The organism is Micromonospora sp. WMMA1363, from assembly GCF_030345795.1.
GTDB lineage: Bacteria > Actinomycetota > Actinomycetes > Mycobacteriales > Micromonosporaceae > Micromonospora.
On the sequence record NZ_JAUALB010000016.1, the window covers coordinates 21,767 to 40,334 of the forward strand.

Annotated in this window: 15 protein-coding genes and 4 pseudogenes; 11 read left to right on the forward strand and 8 right to left on the reverse strand. The window is 64.3% G+C overall.

Annotated features, from left to right (window positions below; genetic code table 11):
• The first annotated feature begins 376 nt into the window (after nucleotides 1–376).
• The 3 genes from QTQ03_RS29965 to QTQ03_RS29975 all read left to right on the forward strand — a co-directional run bounded on the left by QTQ03_RS29965 (nucleotide 377) and on the right by QTQ03_RS29975 (nucleotide 4,045).
• The gene (locus QTQ03_RS29965) at nucleotides 377–1,663 is read left to right on the forward strand and encodes an ISAs1 family transposase (RefSeq protein ID WP_289276634.1); all 1,287 of its coding nucleotides are present in this window, start codon (nucleotides 377–379) and stop codon (nucleotides 1,661–1,663) included.
• A gap of 432 nt (nucleotides 1,664–2,095) precedes the next feature.
• Nucleotides 2,096–3,139, forward strand: coding sequence for a group II intron reverse transcriptase/maturase (gene ltrA, locus QTQ03_RS29970; RefSeq protein WP_289281168.1), 1,044 nt, complete (start codon nucleotides 2,096–2,098; stop codon nucleotides 3,137–3,139).
• A gap of 675 nt (nucleotides 3,140–3,814) precedes the next feature.
• Nucleotides 3,815–4,045 carry a hypothetical protein gene (locus QTQ03_RS29975; protein ID WP_289281169.1) on the forward strand — a complete coding sequence of 77 codons (231 nt, stop codon included), beginning with the start codon at nucleotides 3,815–3,817 and terminating at the stop codon, nucleotides 4,043–4,045.
• 141 nt (nucleotides 4,046–4,186) lie between these two features.
• On the opposite strand, the pseudogene QTQ03_RS29980 reads toward QTQ03_RS29975, so the two are convergent.
• Nucleotides 4,187–4,524, reverse strand: a pseudogene (locus QTQ03_RS29980) (transposase family protein); the annotation flags it as partial.
• Nucleotides 4,525–7,523: 2,999 nt separating this feature from the next.
• Entirely contained in the window at nucleotides 7,524–7,793 is a 270-nt protein-coding gene (locus QTQ03_RS29985; RefSeq protein ID WP_289281170.1) for a hypothetical protein, read from the reverse strand.
• A gap of 979 nt (nucleotides 7,794–8,772) precedes the next feature.
• On the opposite strand from QTQ03_RS29985, the gene QTQ03_RS29990 reads away from it, so the two are divergent.
• Entirely contained in the window at nucleotides 8,773–10,017 is a 1,245-nt protein-coding gene (locus QTQ03_RS29990) for an ISAs1 family transposase (RefSeq protein ID WP_289279424.1), read from the forward strand.
• Here the strand turns inward: QTQ03_RS29990 and QTQ03_RS29995 are convergent.
• The 4 genes and pseudogenes from QTQ03_RS29995 to QTQ03_RS30520 form a co-directional block, all read right to left on the reverse strand.
• Complete coding sequence (locus QTQ03_RS29995) at nucleotides 9,971–10,279, reverse strand: hypothetical protein (protein ID WP_289281171.1); 309 nt, start codon at nucleotides 10,277–10,279, stop codon at nucleotides 9,971–9,973. The two genes, QTQ03_RS29990 and QTQ03_RS29995, sit on opposite strands and share 47 nt — an antisense overlap.
• A gap of 267 nt (nucleotides 10,280–10,546) precedes the next feature.
• Nucleotides 10,547–11,323, reverse strand: coding sequence for a D-Ala-D-Ala carboxypeptidase family metallohydrolase (locus tag QTQ03_RS30000; protein WP_289281172.1), 777 nt, complete (start codon nucleotides 11,321–11,323; stop codon nucleotides 10,547–10,549).
• Nucleotides 11,324–11,851: 528 nt separating this feature from the next.
• Nucleotides 11,852–12,853: pseudogene (locus QTQ03_RS30815) on the reverse strand (ISL3 family transposase); the annotation flags it as partial.
• Nucleotides 12,844–13,214: pseudogene (locus tag QTQ03_RS30520) on the reverse strand (metal-dependent hydrolase); the annotation flags it as partial. The pseudogenes QTQ03_RS30815 and QTQ03_RS30520, both read right to left, overlap by 10 nt.
• Nucleotides 13,215–13,474: 260 nt before the next feature.
• On the opposite strand from QTQ03_RS30520, the pseudogene QTQ03_RS30025 reads away from it, so the two are divergent.
• A pseudogene (locus QTQ03_RS30025) lies at nucleotides 13,475–13,624 on the forward strand (IS5 family transposase); the annotation flags it as partial.
• A gap of 176 nt (nucleotides 13,625–13,800) precedes the next feature.
• Here the strand turns inward: QTQ03_RS30025 and QTQ03_RS30030 are convergent.
• Together QTQ03_RS30030 and QTQ03_RS30035 are read right to left on the reverse strand one after the other, a co-directional pair.
• Complete coding sequence (locus tag QTQ03_RS30030) at nucleotides 13,801–14,628, reverse strand: CLIPPER-2 domain-containing protein (RefSeq protein ID WP_289281174.1); 828 nt, start codon at nucleotides 14,626–14,628, stop codon at nucleotides 13,801–13,803.
• On the reverse strand, nucleotides 14,625–15,020 hold the full coding sequence (locus QTQ03_RS30035) for a hypothetical protein (protein WP_289281175.1): 396 nt from the start codon (nucleotides 15,018–15,020) through the stop codon (nucleotides 14,625–14,627). The genes QTQ03_RS30030 and QTQ03_RS30035 overlap by 4 nt, the downstream gene beginning before the upstream one ends.
• 492 nt (nucleotides 15,021–15,512) lie before the next feature.
• Between QTQ03_RS30035 and QTQ03_RS30040 the strand changes: the two genes are divergently transcribed.
• From QTQ03_RS30040 to QTQ03_RS30065, 6 genes are all read left to right on the forward strand, one after another.
• Nucleotides 15,513–15,887 (forward strand): hypothetical protein, encoded by a 375-nt coding sequence (locus QTQ03_RS30040; RefSeq protein ID WP_289281176.1) that lies wholly within the window; start codon nucleotides 15,513–15,515, stop codon nucleotides 15,885–15,887.
• A gap of 547 nt (nucleotides 15,888–16,434) precedes the next feature.
• Nucleotides 16,435–16,896 carry a hypothetical protein gene (locus tag QTQ03_RS30045; protein ID WP_289277465.1) on the forward strand — a complete coding sequence of 154 codons (462 nt, stop codon included), beginning with the start codon at nucleotides 16,435–16,437 and terminating at the stop codon, nucleotides 16,894–16,896.
• Nucleotides 16,886–17,239, forward strand: coding sequence for a hypothetical protein (locus QTQ03_RS30050; protein WP_289281284.1), 354 nt, complete (start codon nucleotides 16,886–16,888; stop codon nucleotides 17,237–17,239). Before QTQ03_RS30045 ends, QTQ03_RS30050 begins: the two co-directional genes overlap by 11 nt.
• Before the next feature lie 31 nt (nucleotides 17,240–17,270).
• A complete protein-coding gene (locus QTQ03_RS30055) occupies nucleotides 17,271–17,468 on the forward strand; it encodes a hypothetical protein (protein WP_289281285.1) in 198 nt (65 codons plus the stop codon).
• Nucleotides 17,465–17,917: a Rossmann-fold NAD(P)-binding domain-containing protein gene (locus tag QTQ03_RS30060; protein ID WP_289281286.1), complete on the forward strand. Its 453-nt coding sequence runs from the start codon at nucleotides 17,465–17,467 to the stop codon at nucleotides 17,915–17,917. The genes QTQ03_RS30055 and QTQ03_RS30060 overlap by 4 nt, the downstream gene beginning before the upstream one ends.
• Nucleotides 17,812–18,568: GMC family oxidoreductase N-terminal domain-containing protein (locus tag QTQ03_RS30065; RefSeq protein ID WP_289281287.1), on the forward strand; the 757-nt coding region annotated here is incomplete at its 3' end. The genes QTQ03_RS30060 and QTQ03_RS30065, both read left to right, overlap by 106 nt.

Sequence of the window (18,568 nt, forward strand, 5' to 3'; positions counted from 1 at the left end):
GAAAACAGGATCCGGAGCCGTGGGCAAACGGCCCCGAAGCCTCCCCACGCCCATCGCCCCAGGTCAACCCGCAGATCCGCCACCGCCGCATGCCCGCCAACCGTCGAAGCCGGGAGAGTCGCTCTGCGGGGAGAGGCTTTAAACCACCCCGAGCTGCATTGGCTAAAGACCGTTGTGGTGAACGTCGCGGGAAAAGGCGCGGCCTGATCGCGTCAGGTGGGGTCCGCACGGGCACGGCAAAGTCGGAGAGTGCTCGTGTGAGGACTTTGTGTTGTGGTCCAGAGTGGATTTGACGGGGCGGGCACGGCTCCGGTGATCTTGAGGTTGTCTACGCCTTCGGATCACCCTGTGGAGTACCGTGCCCGCGCCTGCATCATTGCTGATCAACGCTGTCCAAGACCAGCCGGACGAGCAGACACGACCGGTCCTGTTGGGCCGTAACAGGCAGGAAAGCCTGGTCGCGGCGCTGTCGGAGGTTTCTGATCCGCGGGACGCGCGAGGGATCCGGCATCGGTTGCCGACGGTGGTCGGGTTGGCCCTGGCGGCGGTGCTGGCCGGCAATACGTCGGTGTACGCGATCGGGCAGTGGATCGCCGGGTGTTCACAGAAGACCCTGAAGGTGTTCGGCGCCCGGGTGGCTCCGGCGACCGGCCGGTATGTCGGTCCGGATGAGAAGACGGTGCGCGGGTTGTGCGCCCGGCTCGACGGTGACGTGCTGGACGCGGTGATGGGTCGGTGGCTGCAGCGGCGTGCCCTGGCGGCGCAGCGGGCGAAGGCGCGGACCGGGGTACGGCCCCCGCGAGGTCGTAAGGCCCGTCGCCGGGCCAAGGCCGCTGGCCAGCGCCGCTGGCGGGCCAGTACACGCGGTCGGCACCGGCCGCGGCTGATCCAGGTCGCGGTGGACGGCAAGACCAGCCGCGGTGCGAAGAGCGCCGGCAACCCGGCGCCGCACCTGCTCGCCGCGTTGTCATGCGTGGGGGTGGTACTCGCCCAGCGCCAGGTCGACGGCAAAAGCAATGAGATCACCGCGTTCGTACCGCTGTTGACGCCCCTCGAGCTGGCCGGCCAGGTGGTGACGGCCGACGCGATGCAGACGCAGCGTAAGCATGCCCGATGGCTGCGCCAGGTCAAGGACGCGCACTTCATCTTCCCGGTGCTGGACAACCAGCCCACCCTGTTCGACCGGCTCGACGCTCTGGACTGGGCCGGGGTGCCGGTCACCGCGTGGAGCGTGGACGACGACCGGGGCCGGCACGAGCGACGCACCATCCAGGTCATACCCGCTCCGCCCGAGGTGAACTTCCCGCACGTCGCGCAGGTGTTCCTGATCGAACGGACCGTCACCGTCAAAGGCAAGACCAGCTACCAGGCGATGCTGTATGTCACCAGCCTCACCGCCGAGCAGGCCGACCCCGCTGACCTGCTCGCGTACGTGCGCCAACACTGGGGAATCGAGGTTCTGCACTGGGTGAGGGATGTGACCCTCGGCGAGGACGCCTCCCGGGTCCGGACCGGTAACACGCCACGCGTCATGGCAACCCTACGAAACGTAGTGGTCAGCCTGCTCAGAATCCACGACACCACCAACATCGCCGCCGCGCTGCGATACAACGCCCGCACGAACCGCCGGATCCTCAAACTCCTGGACCTTCTACCAGCCTAAACACCCCACCCGCCGACTTTGCCGTGCCCGTGGGTGGGGTCCGGGAAGATGAGCGATGGGCGCAGGCCCTCTGCCGTTGACGTGTCGAAATGAAGTCAGACGAGATCGAAACCGGGGTCGCAAGACTATTCCGGGATGAGTCTGGGGGATACCCGTTTACTGCCCAGGTGGTCTCCGGCATATAGGCAGCATGAGCCCGGACAAGGCTCTCGCATGGAACGTGTGAAGGCGCGTTCCGACACTGTCGCCGAATAGGCGGCGAGAGGGAGAACTCCAAGCGGCTAATCCGCGAGGAGCAGAGTACCGATGCGAGGCGCGCTGGCGGACTCGCCCGTAGTAGCTGTGAAGCCTCTGCGTATCGCAGTGGAGGTGGAGCCAAGGGGCGGGGTCGTCCTGGTGAGCGAATGTGATCAACCAGAAGGGAGGAATCGCATGAGTGAGCCAAAGTCTCAGGTCAAGTCGCACGACATACCGAAGCGTCTGGTATGGGATGCGTGGCTGAAAGTGAAAGAGAATGGAGGAGCGGCCGGGGTCGATGGTGTGACGATTGCCCAGTTCGAGGAAAACCTAAAAGGCAACCTTTACAAACTATGGAATCGCATGTCCTCGGGCAGCTACTTTCCCGGTCCGGTCCGAGCGGTGGAGATACCCAAGAAAGGCGGGACGAGGGTCCTCGGCATCCCGAACGTGATCGACAGGGTGGCGCAGACGGCGGCGGTCATGGCTTTGGAGCCGGGCGTGGAGAAGGTCTTTCACGATGACTCCTACGGCTACCGCCCCGGGCGGTCGCCGCTGGACGCGGTCAAGGTGTGCCGACAGCGGTGTTTCAAGAAGGACTGGGTCGTCGACTTGGACGTCAAAGCCTTCTTCGACTCCGTGCCATGGGATCTCATGCTGAAAGCGGTCGAGCGGCACACGGACTCGAAATGGGTCATGCTCTATGTGGAACGCTGGCTCAAAGCGCCGATGCTGATGCCCGATGGCACCCTCAACCCCCGGACGAAGGGAACGCCGCAAGGCGGTCCCGTATCCCCATTGCTCGCCAACCTGTTTCTGCACTACGGCTTCGATACGTGGATGGCCCGGGAGTTCCCGACCGTCTCCTTCGAGCGGTTCGCAGACGATGCGGTGGTCCATTGTGCGACCGAACGGCAAGCCCGTCAGGTGCGGGCGGCGATCGAAGGTCGGTTCGCCGAGATCGGGCTGGTGCTCCATCCCGACAAGACGAAGATCGTGTACTGCAAGGACAGCCGACGCCGCTTGGAGTTCGAGCAGGTGACGTTCACGTTCTGCGGATATGCGTTCCGTCCCCGGATGGCGTTCGACAAGAACCGGAAACAGGTCCAAGCCGCTTGCAAGCCATTAGCTCGCGCCTTCATAGCATTTAGGGGTGGTGCCTATCCGCGAAAGGGAATTACTGAGGATGAGCAACGATGCAAGGGTCAGGGCCGAAGATATCCTCCGACGCAACGTTGATGATCTGCGTCCGGCTTATCGAGCAGGTCCACTATTTGACGGTACATTGATCTACTGGGATGATGGTGTCAAGACTCTTACCCCATCTCATTTTGGAACGACGCCGCAGGCCGTTGTTCCTGACAACTCGCAAGGCCCAGGGGGAACTTTACCCCGAGACTTATGTCCATCAACAGAGTGGGCACGCTTGTCTTATCGGCAGGCGGAATAAGCGTTCTCCGCTGCAACTCGGGCGAAATTTAAAGCTTCACCAGAGTAGCGGATGGATGCTAAGTCAACTCCGACGCTCTAGGCGGGGATTGCCGAGGTGATCAAGCTATATGTGGTATGTTTTCAGTAGGTCTGCGTCGAGCGCGGCGCTTACGGATAAACAGGTATCGGATGGGGTAAGACCTTGGCTGGGTACTGATACGGAGCTACCGAGCAGTACCCAGCCAGGTTCACGCACGGACGGGTCTATCCCGGCTCAGGCTAATCGCTCCATCAGTGAACGACAGGGGTACACTTGAAATGCAATATAATGCGGTTGATTCTACCGGTGAAACCATCTGCCAATCTTGTCCGAATCGGGAGTTGGCGAACCATTCGCCGCATTCGGATGCAATGGTTGTTCGGTCCCTGCGGATACCCGTTATAGTTGACGATGCTACGGCCTTGGCGGCCAAAGAAGTCCGTATGACCAAGACCGCCTGGATCCGCCAAGCCATCGAAGCAGCCTTGGCTTCTCGGGTTGAAGACGATCAGATGATCTCTCGTGCTGAAGCGTTGCGTGCCATACAGCTTCTGCCGTTCGTATGTCAGAACGGAGACACGCAGAAACAGGAGGATCTTTTGGTCGAGAAGAAGATGTCCACCAACGGCCAGCTACCGTTGTTTTCAGTGCAGCGACCTGAATGCTCGCCGTGAGCGATCGAGCAACGAGCGTAGCCAGGACGATGACCGGAAGGCCCAAAACATGCCATGTGGTGGGACAGATCCGCACCGCCGGTGGACAGTTAACCGATGACAGTGGCTCGCTGCTTGACAGTTAGGCGCATCGGCTGTCTAGTCCGCGAACGTCATCACGTCGGCGCTGTTCAGCGCGTCGCTGATGCCGTGAACGCAGGCGGCGTTCAGGTCATGAGTGGTGCCGGGCAGCGCAGCCGATGCCCAGGCCAGCCGCCCGGCGGCGTCGGCGATGACCTGCACGTTGACGCGGTGGCGCTTGTGCTTGCGCCGGAGTAGTAGGGCCGCTGGTCGGCGACCCGGTTGACCGGGATCAGCGTGCCGTCGAGGGTCGCGTATGCCAGCTTGCGGATACGGTCCATCGCAGTAGCCACATCATCGGCGGCTGCGGCGAGGAGGTCGACAGCTTCGCGGACGTACCGCCAGGCGGTGGTGACGCCGTGTGACCCTTTCTGAGTAAGCATCACGCGCTACGGTGACGCAGGAACTCGTCCAGGGCCAGCTCCGTGACGGCCTGAACCGATGTCTCGTTTTGCTGTACAAAGGCCCGCACCCTGTCGATGAGGCTTTCCGGAACACGGGTGCTGAGCTGCACCCGAGGTTGTGACCGCCGACGTGGCGGCATCAAGGGTCTATCCGACGCTTCCGGTGATGCCGGTGATGCCGCCATTGGGACCATGGGCATAATCTGCCTTTCAGCTCTACGCCGACCAACGACTGTAACTACGCTCTATGCCACCAGCAGCTTACTGGACAGGGCATCGTCTCCTGCTACCGCTCACGTGGCACCAGCCAGGACCCCCCGATCTCCATGAGGTATTGAGCGCGACCTTTTATCAAAGCCGCAACCTGCATGAGTTTCTGGAACTCCGCCATGAGTCCGCGATGCTTCCGCACATGTTTCGGGCGCCGATCCAATATCAAGGAATCAGCGATAGATCTGCTTTCAAACAGACGATCCGCCTTGATCCCTTGCATACGAGCTCGGGCGCTAAGCCGCACATACCCGAGGGATATACCCTTCTACTTGCTTTAAAGCCGCAGCGGCCCGCCACCGTTCCATTAGCATCCTACGTCGAAAATCACCAGCCTAATTACTCTAGTTCGGCACGCTGCTGGTGACCGACGTCGGTCCCGCACGGGAGAGTTCCAGGGCTGTTCCGCCGCCCAAGCGGAGAGAAGGTACTGGGCGGCGGGCCAACCCTATCGGTTGCGTGTAGCGCAGATGCCCGAGCAGACGCAAGAAACTCAGAATCTCGGTGAAGTTGAGTGAGCTGGCTGACAGCGCCCTAGGTCGCATCATCGCATCGTAAGGCGATTCGTGGTCGGGAGGTAACGGAAAGCCAGCGATCAGAATCAGGGCAACGAAACTCTAGGGGAGTTTCGCGTCGTGACGTGATGGCCCTGAAGGATTGTTTCTGGAGACCTGTGCGACCTTCCGGGCTGGCAACCGTCGGTAGTTAGAGGCCTGGGCCTAAGTCGCACCCAGCGCATCCCGCCCCATCGCCTTTGGCGACGAGAGCTGAGTCTGGGTTGCATAAGGCATAGTAACTCCGCTGTTTTTGTGGAGAAGCTAAACCGGATGAGACTTGCCCCTGTAGACTAACTATCCTTTGTCTAGTCCGTGCTCCCAACTCACTCACACGAGGGCCAACCAGAAAACTTAGAGATGCGGTGGGATCACTCCCGGTAGGGGTCCCGTGGAGCACGGGTTCGCCGCGGATCTTCGTGGGGGCCGCTCTGCCGATGAGCTGCTCGGTCGGAGTTCCGATCCCGCCAGCCAGTCGCCACGCCGCCGGACGCCATCAGAGCCGCATAGGAACGCTCTAGCTCCTCTCTTATGAGATGAGCCAGGAAATGAGATCGCTCCAAATTCCGACGGAGGTGTTCGGATCGATAGGCTTGCTCAGGACCTTCACGCAGTGGATATGTTTGTGCTGGTGCGGGTTCCCTACGGAGATGCTCCTGATCAGGGGTGGGGGCGGATGGTCCGGTACCGTAGGTGTAATCGGTTCGGTCGCTTGGTGCGGGTTCCCTACGGAGATGCTCCTGATCAGGGGTGGGGGCGGATGGTCCGGTACCGTAGGTGTAATCGGTTCGGTCGCTTGGTGCGGGTTCCCTACGGAGATGCTCCTGATCAGGGGTGGGGGCGGATGGTCCGGTACCGTAGGTGTAATCGGTTCGGTCGCTTGGTGCGGGTTCCCTACGGAGATGCTCCTGATCAGGGGTGGGGGCGGATGGTCCGGTACCGTAGGTGTAATCGGTTCGGTCGCTTGGTGCGGGTTCCCTACGGAGATGCTCCTGATCAGGGGTGGGGGCGGATGGTCCGGTACCGTAGGTGTAATCGGTTCGGTCGCTTGGTGCGGGTTCCCTACGGAGATGCTGCTGATCAGGGGTGGGGGCGGATGGTCCGGTACCGTAGGTGTAATCCGTTCGGTCGCTTGGTGCGGGTTCCCTACGGAGATGCTGCTCCTGAGACGCGGAGCTAACCATATCTCTTTCCTCTCTCTACTCTAGCCCATTGTGCAATTAGCGGCGAGGCGCATTGGCTTTCAATTCCATCCTACAGCTGCCAAACGCGCACATGTAAAAAACCCACATATCCCAAACACGCAATAATAACTACGGTCAGTATCACCAATGCCAGTATCTGGATAGCGCCAAGTCTGGGCCATCGATACCAATTGGACTCTAGTCTGCACCTCGAGGGGCAGGTTCTGTCTGCTTCGTACCTCGAGGGATAGGCTCTGTCTGCTTCGTACCTCGGCGGATTCTCCCTGTCCGACTCGTACCTCGGCGGATTCTCCCTGTCCGACTCATATCGGGAGGCAAGAGGCCTCTCCGGTTCCGGATCGTATGCCATAATATTCCCTCTAGTGCCCCAAGATTACCTGGATTCCGTCTGGATACGCTCCTCGGCCAGCTTTCCATCCATATTGCTACTCGATCGAGCCTGCAGGTGGGCCGCTCAGTGTGATCTGTGAGGATTGCGCGTCGCGCAGGTTCCTCGGGACCTACGAGCCTCTGATTCACAACTTTGGGACTGACCGAGATCGGCGAATTGCCGGGCATTGCTCTCTTCACTTGCCTTCCAGAGGTGCTCCGCGCCCACTTTGGCAACCTTGGCCTGGGTTGCAACCCCGAAATGAGATCGGTAAGCTTCTTCGCGATATCGAACGCGCCTTTATAGAGCGTCGGCCTCCTCCATCCAAATACTCCACATTCTGCCACCACTAAACCTCTATCGGCTCCCTGATTGGAGCAAAGCTTTAGCTACGCATGGCGAAGCCTTCGGAACGTCAAACAGAGATGCCCGCTGACCCCAGCGAAGCAGTGTGCCCGCTTGCCTTCTGTCGTACTGGTGCGACAGAAGGCGGCCTTCTTTGCCCCGAAAAGAAGGCTATCAGAAGAACGTGCAGCGCTTGAGCCGATTCGCAACTTACTCAGGCCATATGGCCGTAGCAAGTACTACAACTGTATTCCTTCTGCGGACGGTTAACCTCGCGCCTTGATGAACTCGTTGTGGTGGCGGGTCGAGCACGTGAAAGTGCCCGTCCGCGGTGTCGACCACCTTCTGACGATCGTCCGCAACCGGCTCAAGCGCATCCAGTACCGCCCCGACCTGCTCGACGGCTTTCTGATCCACGCCGGCCTTACCCTCGAACCCCGACTCAACCTGACCATTCAGGATCTTTACCCCGTCCGTCACCGGCGCACCCCGATGACGGACGGGAGCGGAAGCAGGGGCGCCCGCCTTCCCGAGGCTGACCGGCCCCCCATCGGTCCCAGAGAGGTGCGCATTCGAACCCGACTTGGCTCATTTAGAGCTCCTAACTCTTTGAGCGTTGGAGTCGGTGCCAGAAGATGATGGCGTCGGGAAATCTTGTCGACCAGGGGCATGGGCTGGGTGGCGTCGTGGCGGTTGCCGCCGGTTAGGCCTGCTATTCGTCCGATCCTCTGGATCGTTCGCGGTAGATAGCACATCGGACGTTGTGGGCCAATCGGTTGTGAGGAACTTCGTCTTCCCCATCGTCTCTGAGTCGAGAGTCATCATAGGCCCCGGCAGATGGATACCGCGAGTGGGAGACCTCAGTTAACGCCGCGAACCTATCCACCGGGGCCGTGATGTGCAGTCCAGAAGACCTGCCATGGTGCACCTTCTTCGCCGGCCTCTGAACGCCAGGACTGGAGACTTACTGCCGATCTAGGCCGACGAAGACTGGTTCCACACTACTCAACTCGACCTACCCCAAATAGCCGAACAGGAAACTCGGCCGAATAATACAACTGTAGTGCTAATACGATCGTACCTGGAGGGCATTTGATTCACGTACTTTTGATACGGGAGCGCCAAGCTAGCAGCCTGATCTTGGTTGTTGAGGTGGTCAGTGGTTGGCCGGGGTGAGCCGGCCCTCGAAGGCGATCTGGGAGGCTTTCCAGCGCATGGTCCAGCACCGGTGGGTCGAGGCTCATCAGCGCTATGTAGACGCACGCGCTCGTTCCGGGCCGCTGCCGGTCAAGGAACGGATGATCCCAAGGGCTGTTGCGTAGTCGATCAAAGGGCGGTTGAACTGGGGTTTCGCAGGGGGTTCGGCGAGGTCCGGGGTCCATGTGGGACGGGTACGGCCCGTTGGTGATCATGGTGTTTGCGAAGACAACCGTGATCGAGAACAGGACCGTACCCGCTGATGTCATCATCACTGACCGAGATCGTGCTGCCGCACCGACCCCCCAGCCTGCCGTCACCGGTTGTGGTCACCGGTAGCGACCGTGACAGTGACCGCCGCAGCTTGTTCGTGGCGTTGGCGGTCATCAACGACCCGCGCGATCCGCGGGGCCGGCGGTATCCGCTGGTCAGTGTCCTGGCGGCGGCGGTGTGCGCGGTACTCGCCGGGGCGTGCACGTTCGCCGCGGTCGCGGACTGGATGCGCTTCCAGGACGAGTCGGTGTGGACCCGGCTCGGGTTCGACGGCCGGGTACCGGCCGCGACGACGGTGTGGCGGCTGCTGATCCGGCTCGACGCCGAGGTGTTGTCGCAGGTCCTCGCGTGTTGGTTGCGGGAGCGGGCCGGGCCGGTCGTGATCGGCGGGCGCCGGGGGCGACTCGTCATCGCCATCGACGGGAAGGTCGCCCGGGGTGCCCGCCTCGCCGACGGGCGGCAGGTGCATCTGCTCTCGGCCTACGACACCAGCACCGGGATCGTGCTCGCCCAGGTTCAGATCACGGCGAAGTCGAACGAAATCCCGGCGTTCACCCCACTACTACGCCTGGTTGCGGCCGTGCTGGGATCCCTGAAGGACGTCCTGGTCGTCGCCGACGCGCTGCACGCCCAGACCGGGCACGCCGATCTGCTCGCCTCCGCCGACGCTCATCTGATGGTCCCGATCAAGGCCAACCAACCCAAGCTGTTCGCCCAGCTCAAGGCCCTGCCCTGGGCGCAGGTCCCGGTCGGGGCACAGACCCGCGAGACCGGTCACGGCCGCAAAGAGACCCGCACCGTCAAGGCACTCACCGTCAAGACCCCCGGCGGGCTGGGCTTTCCCAACGCCGAACAGGCCGTCCGGATCACCCGGACCCGCACGATCAAGGGCAAGACCACTCGCGAAACGGAGTACCTGACTATCTCGCTGCCCGCCGACCAGGCCCAACCCGCCGACCTCGGCACCTGGGCGCGCTCTGAATGGCATATCGAGAACCGCCTACATCACGTCCGAGACGTCACGCTACGTGAAGACGCCCACCAGGCCAGGACCCACAACGGTCCTGCCGTGTTCGCCACCCTCCGTAACACCGCAATCGGATACCACCACACCGACGGCGCCACCAACATCGCCGAAGCAACTCGCCGGGCCAGTCACCGCCCACACGAGCTCATCGACGCCGTGACTACCGGAAAACCGACCGTGACCAGCAGCAACACGACAATGCAATAGCCCTGCGCTCGGCCCACCCCCGCAGATGGCTATCGGCGTCGGTCACCTCGTCGAGCCGTTCCTCCCGACTGGCACGAAGATCCAGACTGTCCTGCAACAACTGACACAGCAACCGCATGCCATCGGTATGCAGCCGCTCCTCCAGTTCGGCGTGAGTCATCCCCGCCGCATGCTCACCGGACAGGAAGTCCACCATCGCGCCGAACCGCACGGATGAGCCGGCGAAAGCATCGTCCGCCGTCTCGGATGCGTACTCTTGCACCGGGCTCCCTCTTTGCTGATGTTCGTGTCTCGCAACCGACGAACATAGCGGGAGGATCCCTTTCACCATCACAACCAGTAACACATCCCCAGGCCACACAGCGTGTCGCCGCACCTCACCAGAGCCGCACCCGGAGGAAAAGGACTCACGGTAGACGGCCCCGCCGACACCACGTCAGAGGGATCCACACCAGTCGAGCGGGCGAGCGAGGCCGACGTTGGGTTCCGCGTCGCGCCGGGCAACCCGGCGACCTCTTTCGCCAGCGACTCAGCCGACTCCGCAGGCCGGGGCTGACCAGTCGGTCGTGTTAGGCCTGTTGTCGCTGTTGTTCTCCCGGCGGGAGTCCACGTGGACATGGTCGTTGTGGTTTGGGTATCCCGGCCCGAGGATGCCGCTGAAGCCGTGGTTACGGGCTTCTCGGGCCACCTCGCACAGTGACGAGGTACGCGATTGCAGGTCGGCCGCCTTGCCGTAGAGGTGCTGGCTGTTCGACACACCGCCGACCTGCCGGTTGCAGGCGATGTCGCGAAAGCCACTGGTCACGTAGAGCGGCTTGTCACCAAGGCTGCGCCGCAGCGCCTCCAGCTTCCACATCGTACGTACTGCGGCTTCCCGGGTGGCGCTCGCGGACAGCGGCCCACCGCTCCACCCGCCCTTGCCACACCCGTTGTCCAACTCGCTGTAGCTGAAGTGCTGCGGGGTGCAGTCATCGTCTTGCAGGCTATAGATCTTGGCGAACGTCTGCGGACCGGCGATGCCGTCAACCCGCAGGCCGTACGCGGACTGGAAGCGCCGGACCGCGGCGGCCGTCTCGGGGCCATAGATGCCATCGATATGGACGATGTTTCGGTAGGCGGCCCAACCCGCCACCCGGATCTGCAACTGCCGGACGTCGTTGCCGGAGCGTCCCTGCTTAAGGGTTCTTGTCCAGGTGTAGCAGCCGTCGGCGTGGGCCGCCGGCGCGGCGACCACCGTGGCGACCGCCGTGCCGGGCAATGCCAGCACGAACGCGACGACCATCCGTTTCAGAGCATAGAAATACATCGAAGTCCTTCGGTAGAGAGCGAATCAGGCGTATGCAGGTCATCAACCGAAGTGACCTGTGCACCTCACTTTCACGGCCGTCGGGAAGCTCATGAGAAAAAATTAGGATTTTTTTTCCACATTCACCCTACTGGGCGGCCGACATGAATACGAATGTATTAGTAATACATTCGTATTCACGAACGCGCAGCATATTCGCCACTTTCGCCTCTAGGTTTAGTTGCGAGAATCCCGGATAAAGGCTCTACGAAATTAGCGGGGGTTGAGGTGTCCTCGGGTTTGTCGGGTGGTGGCTGTCGGTTCTCAGCTGAAGTGGCGAGCGGGCGGCGCGATGGCGAACCGGGTGGCGAACACCGGCCGGTGTCTCAGCGAAAGTGGCGGAGACCCTGCTCCGGCGGCCCGCCGGACGCTCGCGGCACGGAAATCCGCCAGATCAGATGAGAAGCCGGCCCGACTCGTCGACGGGCTCGCATGTGGCGAAGGGCAGGTCAGCGCGATGACGGACCGACAGATTGAACGAGAAGCGACAGTGGCGCAGCGGGTGCGTAGTCGCTGGTTGACGGGGTTGCGGAAGCCGTAGGCGTCGCGGGCGACGGTTTTGATCACTCGGTTGGTGCCTTCGGAGCCAGCGTTGGTGATGCCGGTGTGGAGGAAGGCGAGGATCTGGGGCCACCAGGTCTGCACGGTGGTTGCCAGGCGGGCGAGTTCGGGCAGATCGGCGTGGGCGCAGCGGCGGTAGAAGCGGTAGAGCAGCTCGGCGACGCGTTCGCGATTGGGGTTGACGGGCCAGCGCGAGCAGGTCGAGCAGGTCTTCCTTGGCGTTCCAGGCGGCCAGGATCGGCGCCCCGATGCGTGCCGGCAGCGCGGCCAGTTCGGCTTCGAGGTCGTCGACATGCTCGGCGCGCATACGGGCGGCCGATCGGGTCAGCCGGTTGCGCAGTTCCCACTCGCGGTTGCCTTTGCGTCCGCGTCGGCCGCGGACCTGCACGGTGACCCGGCGGCGGACCCCGGTGACGGTGGCGTTGGCCAACTGCACGAGGTGGAAGTGGTCGACGACGAGTTGGGCGTGCGGCAGGACCCGCTCGATGGCGGACTTGAAGATCGTGCACATGTCGATCGCGACGTAGCGGACCTGATCACGCCACGTCGGCGGGCGTGCCAGGAGCCAGTCGGCCACGACCTGGGCGGTGCGGCCCTCGACCTGCCCGAGCAGTCCCCCTGCCCGCCCGACAGATCCACAAACCCGACGTGCCAGCGGTCGACCGTGCTCTGCCAGGCGCCGGTGGCCTCGTCGAGGACGAACTTCGGCCTGCCCCGGCGAATCTCATCGATGCCCAACACCTCGACAGGCTGCGGCTGGACGGGCAGCACGGCAGCGGCATGCGCGGCGAACGCGGCGGCGACGACCGGCCACGACAGGTCATGATCCCGGGCCGCCTGCACGACAGCGCGTCCATCGTCAGCGACCGCAGCGCCGGACGCCGCCCGCAACCGCGCGGTCAACCTCTTGCGAGCCGGTACAGCAGCGACACCAGCAGGCCGGCGGCGACCGCGAACAGCAGGGTGTGCGTGACCGCTCGGTGTCCGCCTCGGCCAGTGCAGCAGCGGCAGGAGGCCGTCCGCAGCGCTGCCGCGCCCGCCGCTGTGCCCCGGGCGATCAGCCGGGTTACCGGACCCAGCGACCGGGCGATGACCGACCCGGGGTGATCGACGTCTGGCGGTAATGCACCGTGGTGACGGCTGCGCCGACCACCACGGTGCCCACCGCCGGTCGTGCTCCAAGCCCCGCTGCCAGCGCGCAGCCGCCCAGCCAGGCCACCGCCCCGGACAGCGCGTGAGAACGCTCCATCAACTGGGTGATGCGCCGCAACCGCATGACGTGGAGGGCCATCCAGCGAGGCTGCGCACCCCGCAAGGGTGGCGGCCCATCGCCTTCGACGGGGTCGAACTGTTCAAGATCGCGAAGGTCCCCGTGACCCGACCGCTATCGCGGCAGGAAGATTCCGAATCCCTGGCAGCCCAGACCGGCAAGCCCGTCCCAACGGCATGACCTCGTGGAGAGCCCGGTGCGGTGAGAGTCGCACGCCGGGTTCGGCGGGCGGGTCCGGGAAACGGACCGCGAGCAATCCAGGCACCGCGCCCGGACCCAACACCCTGGGCTGGATCATGCACCACCGCCGACTCGTCCGCGACTACGAAGCCCGACCCGACAACTCCGCCAGCATGATCACCATCGCCATGATCGACAACCTCGCCAAGCGCCTCACCGCCGAAACTACCCCAACCTGGCGATACAGCTAAACCCATATAACCGACGAAGTGCGTAAATCAGACGTCCTCTCAGCCGTGTTGTGGACGGGAAGGGAAAGGCCCCGGATGCCGTATTCGGTACCCGGGGCCTTCTCGATCCCCGATCAGAAGTGACCGACGCCTTCGGGACGCCGGTGAACCGGTCCTTTCCGTCGGTGCGGGGTCTGTCAAACGAACGGCTCTGTCTCGTTCGTCTTACAGTCCCTCGGGGCGGTTCTGGTGTCGTCGTTTTCTTGTCCTTTGCCGGGCGTCCGGTGGTCGGACTTTCCTTGTGTGATGCAGATGGTGACCACGGCCGGGTCGGAGACCACGGTCTGCGGGCCGTACGTGCCGGAGGCGTACGCGGTGTTGGTGACCTTGCCCTCCTTGGTGTCCGCCCAGCCGACCACGTACGGTGTGACAGCGTGGCAGTCGGTGAAGGTGCCCGGTGCCAGGGTGGTGGTGTTGCAGACGACCTGGCCGGCGGTCGGGTCGTTTACCGTGACGTTGGTGACGGCCACCGTGCCCGAGTTGTACACCCGGTAGGTGTAGATGATCCGGTCGCCCTTGGCCGCGAAGCCCTCCCCCTGGCAGGTGTTGCGGCAGTCCGACTCGACCCGGGCCTTCTTGCCGATGGACAGGCCGACCTGCACCACCTTCTTCTTCCCCTTGGTGGTGACGGTGAACGTGGCCTCGTTGGACGGCACCACCTGGTCTTCGTAATCGCCCTGCGCCTGTGCCGTGTTGACGATCTGACCCTTCTTCACGTCCTGCTGGGTGACGGTGTACGTGCCGGTGCAGGCGAGGCTCTCCCCCGGCGCGAGATCAGCCTGGGCGAGGTTGCCCGGCTGCGCCGCGGGGCAGGTGATGCCGGTCACCGTATCGTCGACGACGGTGATTTCGGTGACGGTCACGTTGCCGGTGTTCGTCACCGTGTAGGTGTAGGTGACCGTGTCGCCGGCCTTGAGGTTGCTGGCGGGAGTTCCGGTCTTGGTCAAGGTCAGCTTCGGGTTCACCGTGGGGTTGCTGCGGCGCAGGTGTGGGTGAGCACGAAGAAGTCCGCCGTACCGGAGATCACGGCAGTTGCTCCGGTGAGCGTCCATCCGGCCGGGAGTTGGATCCAGGCCTTGCTGGTGCCCATGTTGTTCACGATCGCGCTGGGGTACGTCCCCGATGGGATCGTTTCGATGACCGTGCCGGTCGGCGTGCTGAACGTCGGGTTGATCGACTGGAACGTCCCGCTCGTGGCCGGGTTGCCCGGCAGGTTGAAGACCCAGACGTCCTCGTTCGGATAGGGTCCGCCACCCAGGTTGGGATCGCAGTTCTGGGTGTAGCTCGCCGCCGTGGTCGGCACATTGCCCGGATTGATGCTGATGGTCTCCTGCGCGGCGGCCGGCGTAGCGGCCACCAGTAGCGTGCCGGCTAGTACGACGGCGGAGCCCAGTGTGCCTAGCAGTCTACCCCCCTTGGACCTGAAGCTTCTTCTCATTTATGTCCTCCTGACGATTACTGGGGGTTAAAGGGAGCTAACCAGAATTTTCTACGCAAACAGGGTGGATGGGTGAGATTTCCACGAAAGTGGGGTGCGGGCCGCTGTCATCGCGGTGCAACTAACAAACATCCCGAGAGTTCCCTGCGGTAGCTCAGCCCCTGGCAACGTCCTGGCCGGGGCTTTCTCTCTCAGCTTCCTCGATCGAGCGGCGCCGCGATCCGCGCCCGCACCTCCGGCCACCTCCGCCGCGCAGACCGCGCCGCCCTGCTCGACGCCGAGCCGGTGGAGTGCGACTGGCCCGAGGTCGCCCGGCCTCCCGACCGGTCTTGGCGGCCTGTAGGGACTTGTCGATGCCCGGTCTGCTGCGGGTCGCTGAGCGGGCCGTTCGGTGACGCCGCGCCGAACCGAATGTATTGCTCAGCGGCGTGCCGGCAGGAGGCGTACCGGCGGCGCAACGCCGGCGTCGGACCGGCGGCGGTGCGCCGGGCCGAGGCAGCCCGAGCCGCGGAACTGCAGGCGGCGGGCGCCGTGGTCCAGGCGCTGCTCGCCGAACTCGACGACGATCTCGACACCCTGCGGTACACCGTCGACCGGCGAAGCCCGTATGCCCAACTGTCCTACGAAGTGCGCGGCCTAGCCGGCCGCGTCGAACAACTTGCCGCGGCCGCCGTCGCCTACGGCCGGGCCCTCGGGGTGCCGTGGGCGGAGATCGCCGAGGACACCGGCGTCGACGAGACGACCCTGCGGCGGCGCCAGCGTCGCGCCGGCTGCTCCGGCACCTGACCTGACAGGGCCTTCGGCAAAGATGTCGTCAGGTGATGCCGAGTAGTGCCAGCGGGCGGGTGCTGTCGCGGGCGTGGTGGCGGCGATGTTGGTGACGCCGACGGTGCGGAGTGCGCCGATGGCGGCGTTGCGGAGGGCGGCCATGACTTGGGGTCCGGTGCCGGTGCGGATTTGAGAGCGGTCCTCGTCGTAGGTGACGTCACGCGTGGTCGGGACGTGCGGACGGGGCGGTTCGAGCGCAGTCTGTCCGCGCTGACCGCGGCCGGAGCGTTGGTGATGGCGGCGGAAATCTACTTCGAGCATGACTCGGCGAGTTTTGGCAATAAGATGATGTGGTGCCGGTTGCGCTCGGTCCGGTTGGAGCGGCGGCGGGGGTCGCGGGGTTCTTCAGCCGGCGGATGGCCAAGATGGCACTACCAATCACGTCCGCTGCTTACCGTCGTCGTCGACATGGTCGGAGCCCGCCACGACAGACAGGGCCGGGCACACTGACGGCGCATCCACCTCCTGGCTCGATCACGGCCGTTGCGTACCGTATGGGGGCACAATGCAGATCCGGCGGAGGTCGTCGTCGGCGGCGCGGTGGGATATCGATCGCGTGGTCGGGGACGTGCGGACAGGGCGGTTCGAGCGCAGTCTGTCCGCGCTGACCGCGGCCGGAGCGTTGGTGACGGCGGCGGAAATCTACTTCGAGCACGACTCGGCGAGTTTCGGCAACAAAATGATGTGGGCGCCGGTTGCGCTCGGTCCGGTTGGAGCGGCGGCGGGGGTCGCGGGGTTCTTCAGCCGGCGGATGGCCAAAACGGCACTGCCAATCGCTTCCGCGGCCATCGTGGCGAACGGCTTGCAGGGCACGTACCTGCACGCCCGCGGGATCGCGCAGAAGCCGGGCGGCTGGCGCAACGCGCGCTACAACATGGAGATGGGGCCACCTCTGTTGGCGCCGTTGCTGGTGACGATGGTCGGCGGGATGGGCATGTTGGCGGCGGTGCTGCGACGTGAACGCTGAGAACGTGCGGTTTCCTGGTTTCGACGCGCTGTCTCAGCAGCGGCATTGGGATCCGGTGACGACCGGGGTGGTGCTGGAGCGGATCAGCAACCTGCGGGACTTCCGGTTCTTCAACCCCGACGAACAGGCGATCGCGACTGTGCTGTGCGACCGGCTGCTCGGTCAGGGCGGCAACGGCCGGATCCCGGTCGCTGCGATGATCGACGCGCGACTGGCCGAGTCGCAGACCGACGGTTGGCGCTACGCCGACATGCCGAGGACGGTCAGGCATGGCGCGACACGTTGGCCGCCCTGCGGGAGGACGGGTTCGCGTCCGCCGGGGAGAAGGAACAGAACGCGTTGATCCAGGCCGTTCAGGATGCCGGCGACGCCGATTGGCACGGCCTGCCGGCAGCCCGGGTGGGAGCCTGTGGACGCGGTACGCCTGCACCGCCTTCTACGCCCATCCGGACGCATGGTCGGAGATGGGTTTTCCGGGGCCGGCCTATCCGCGGGGTTACAAGAACACCGGAGTGGATCGTCGGGAGCCGTTCGAGGTGGTCGACACCCGGCCGGACGAGGAGCCGCGATGAGCGCTGTCCGCGAGCGTAACGAGTCGGCCTGGCTGATCCCGAACGACGGCACCCGGACCAACCACAGGCTGCGCCGCGACATGCGCCGGTTCGACGACACCGACGAGGTGGACCTGGTGGTCGTCGGCTGCGGGGCCGGCGGGTCGGTGCTGACCCAGCGGCTGGCCCGGGCCGGCTGGCGGGTGGTGGCGCTGGACGCCGGCCCGTTCTGGGACCCGGATCGCGACTGGGTCAGTGACGAGGCGGGTTCGCACCGGCTGTACTGGACGGATCCGCGGGTGATCGACGGCGCCGACCCGGTGCCGCTGGGCTCCAACAACTCCGGCCGGGTGTCGGCGGGTCGATGGTGCACTACGCCGGCTACACGCCCCGCTTCCACCCGAGCGATTTCGAGACGTACACCCGGGACGGCGTGGGCATCGACTGGCCGCTCTCCTACCACGACCTGAAGGGCTACTACGCGGCGATCGAGGAAGAGCTGCCGGTCGCCGGGGAAGCCTGGCCGTGGGGTGATCCGCACACCTATGCGCACCGGCCGCACCCGGTCAGCGGCAACGGCGAGATCTTCCTGCGCGGCGCTCGTAAGGCGGGGATCACCGCGAAGGTCGGGCCGGTGGCGATCGTCAACGGGCGTTTCGGGAACCGGCCGCACTGCATCTACCGCGGTTTCTGCCTGCAGGGCTGCAAGGTGAACGCGAAGGCGTCGCCGCTGATCACCCATATCCCGGACGCGCTCGCCCACGGCGCCGAGGTCCGACCGGATTCGATGGTCACCCGGATCGAGGTGGATGCGCGGACCGGTCGGGCGACCGGGTGCATTACGTACGGGACGGGATCGGCCGGTTCCAGCGGGCCCGCATGGTGGCCGTCGCGGGGTATTCGATCGAGACGCCGCGGCTGCTGCTCAACTCCGCCTCGACGCGCTTCCCGGACGGCCTGTGCAACGACTTCGACCAGGTGGCCGGTATCTGATGGTGCAGGGTGCGCCGCAGACCGCAGGCCGTTCGACAACGAGATCCGGATGTACAAGTCGCCGCCGCCCGAGGTCAGCTCCGAGCAGTTCTACGAGACCGACCCAAGCAAGCCGTACAAGAGAGGGG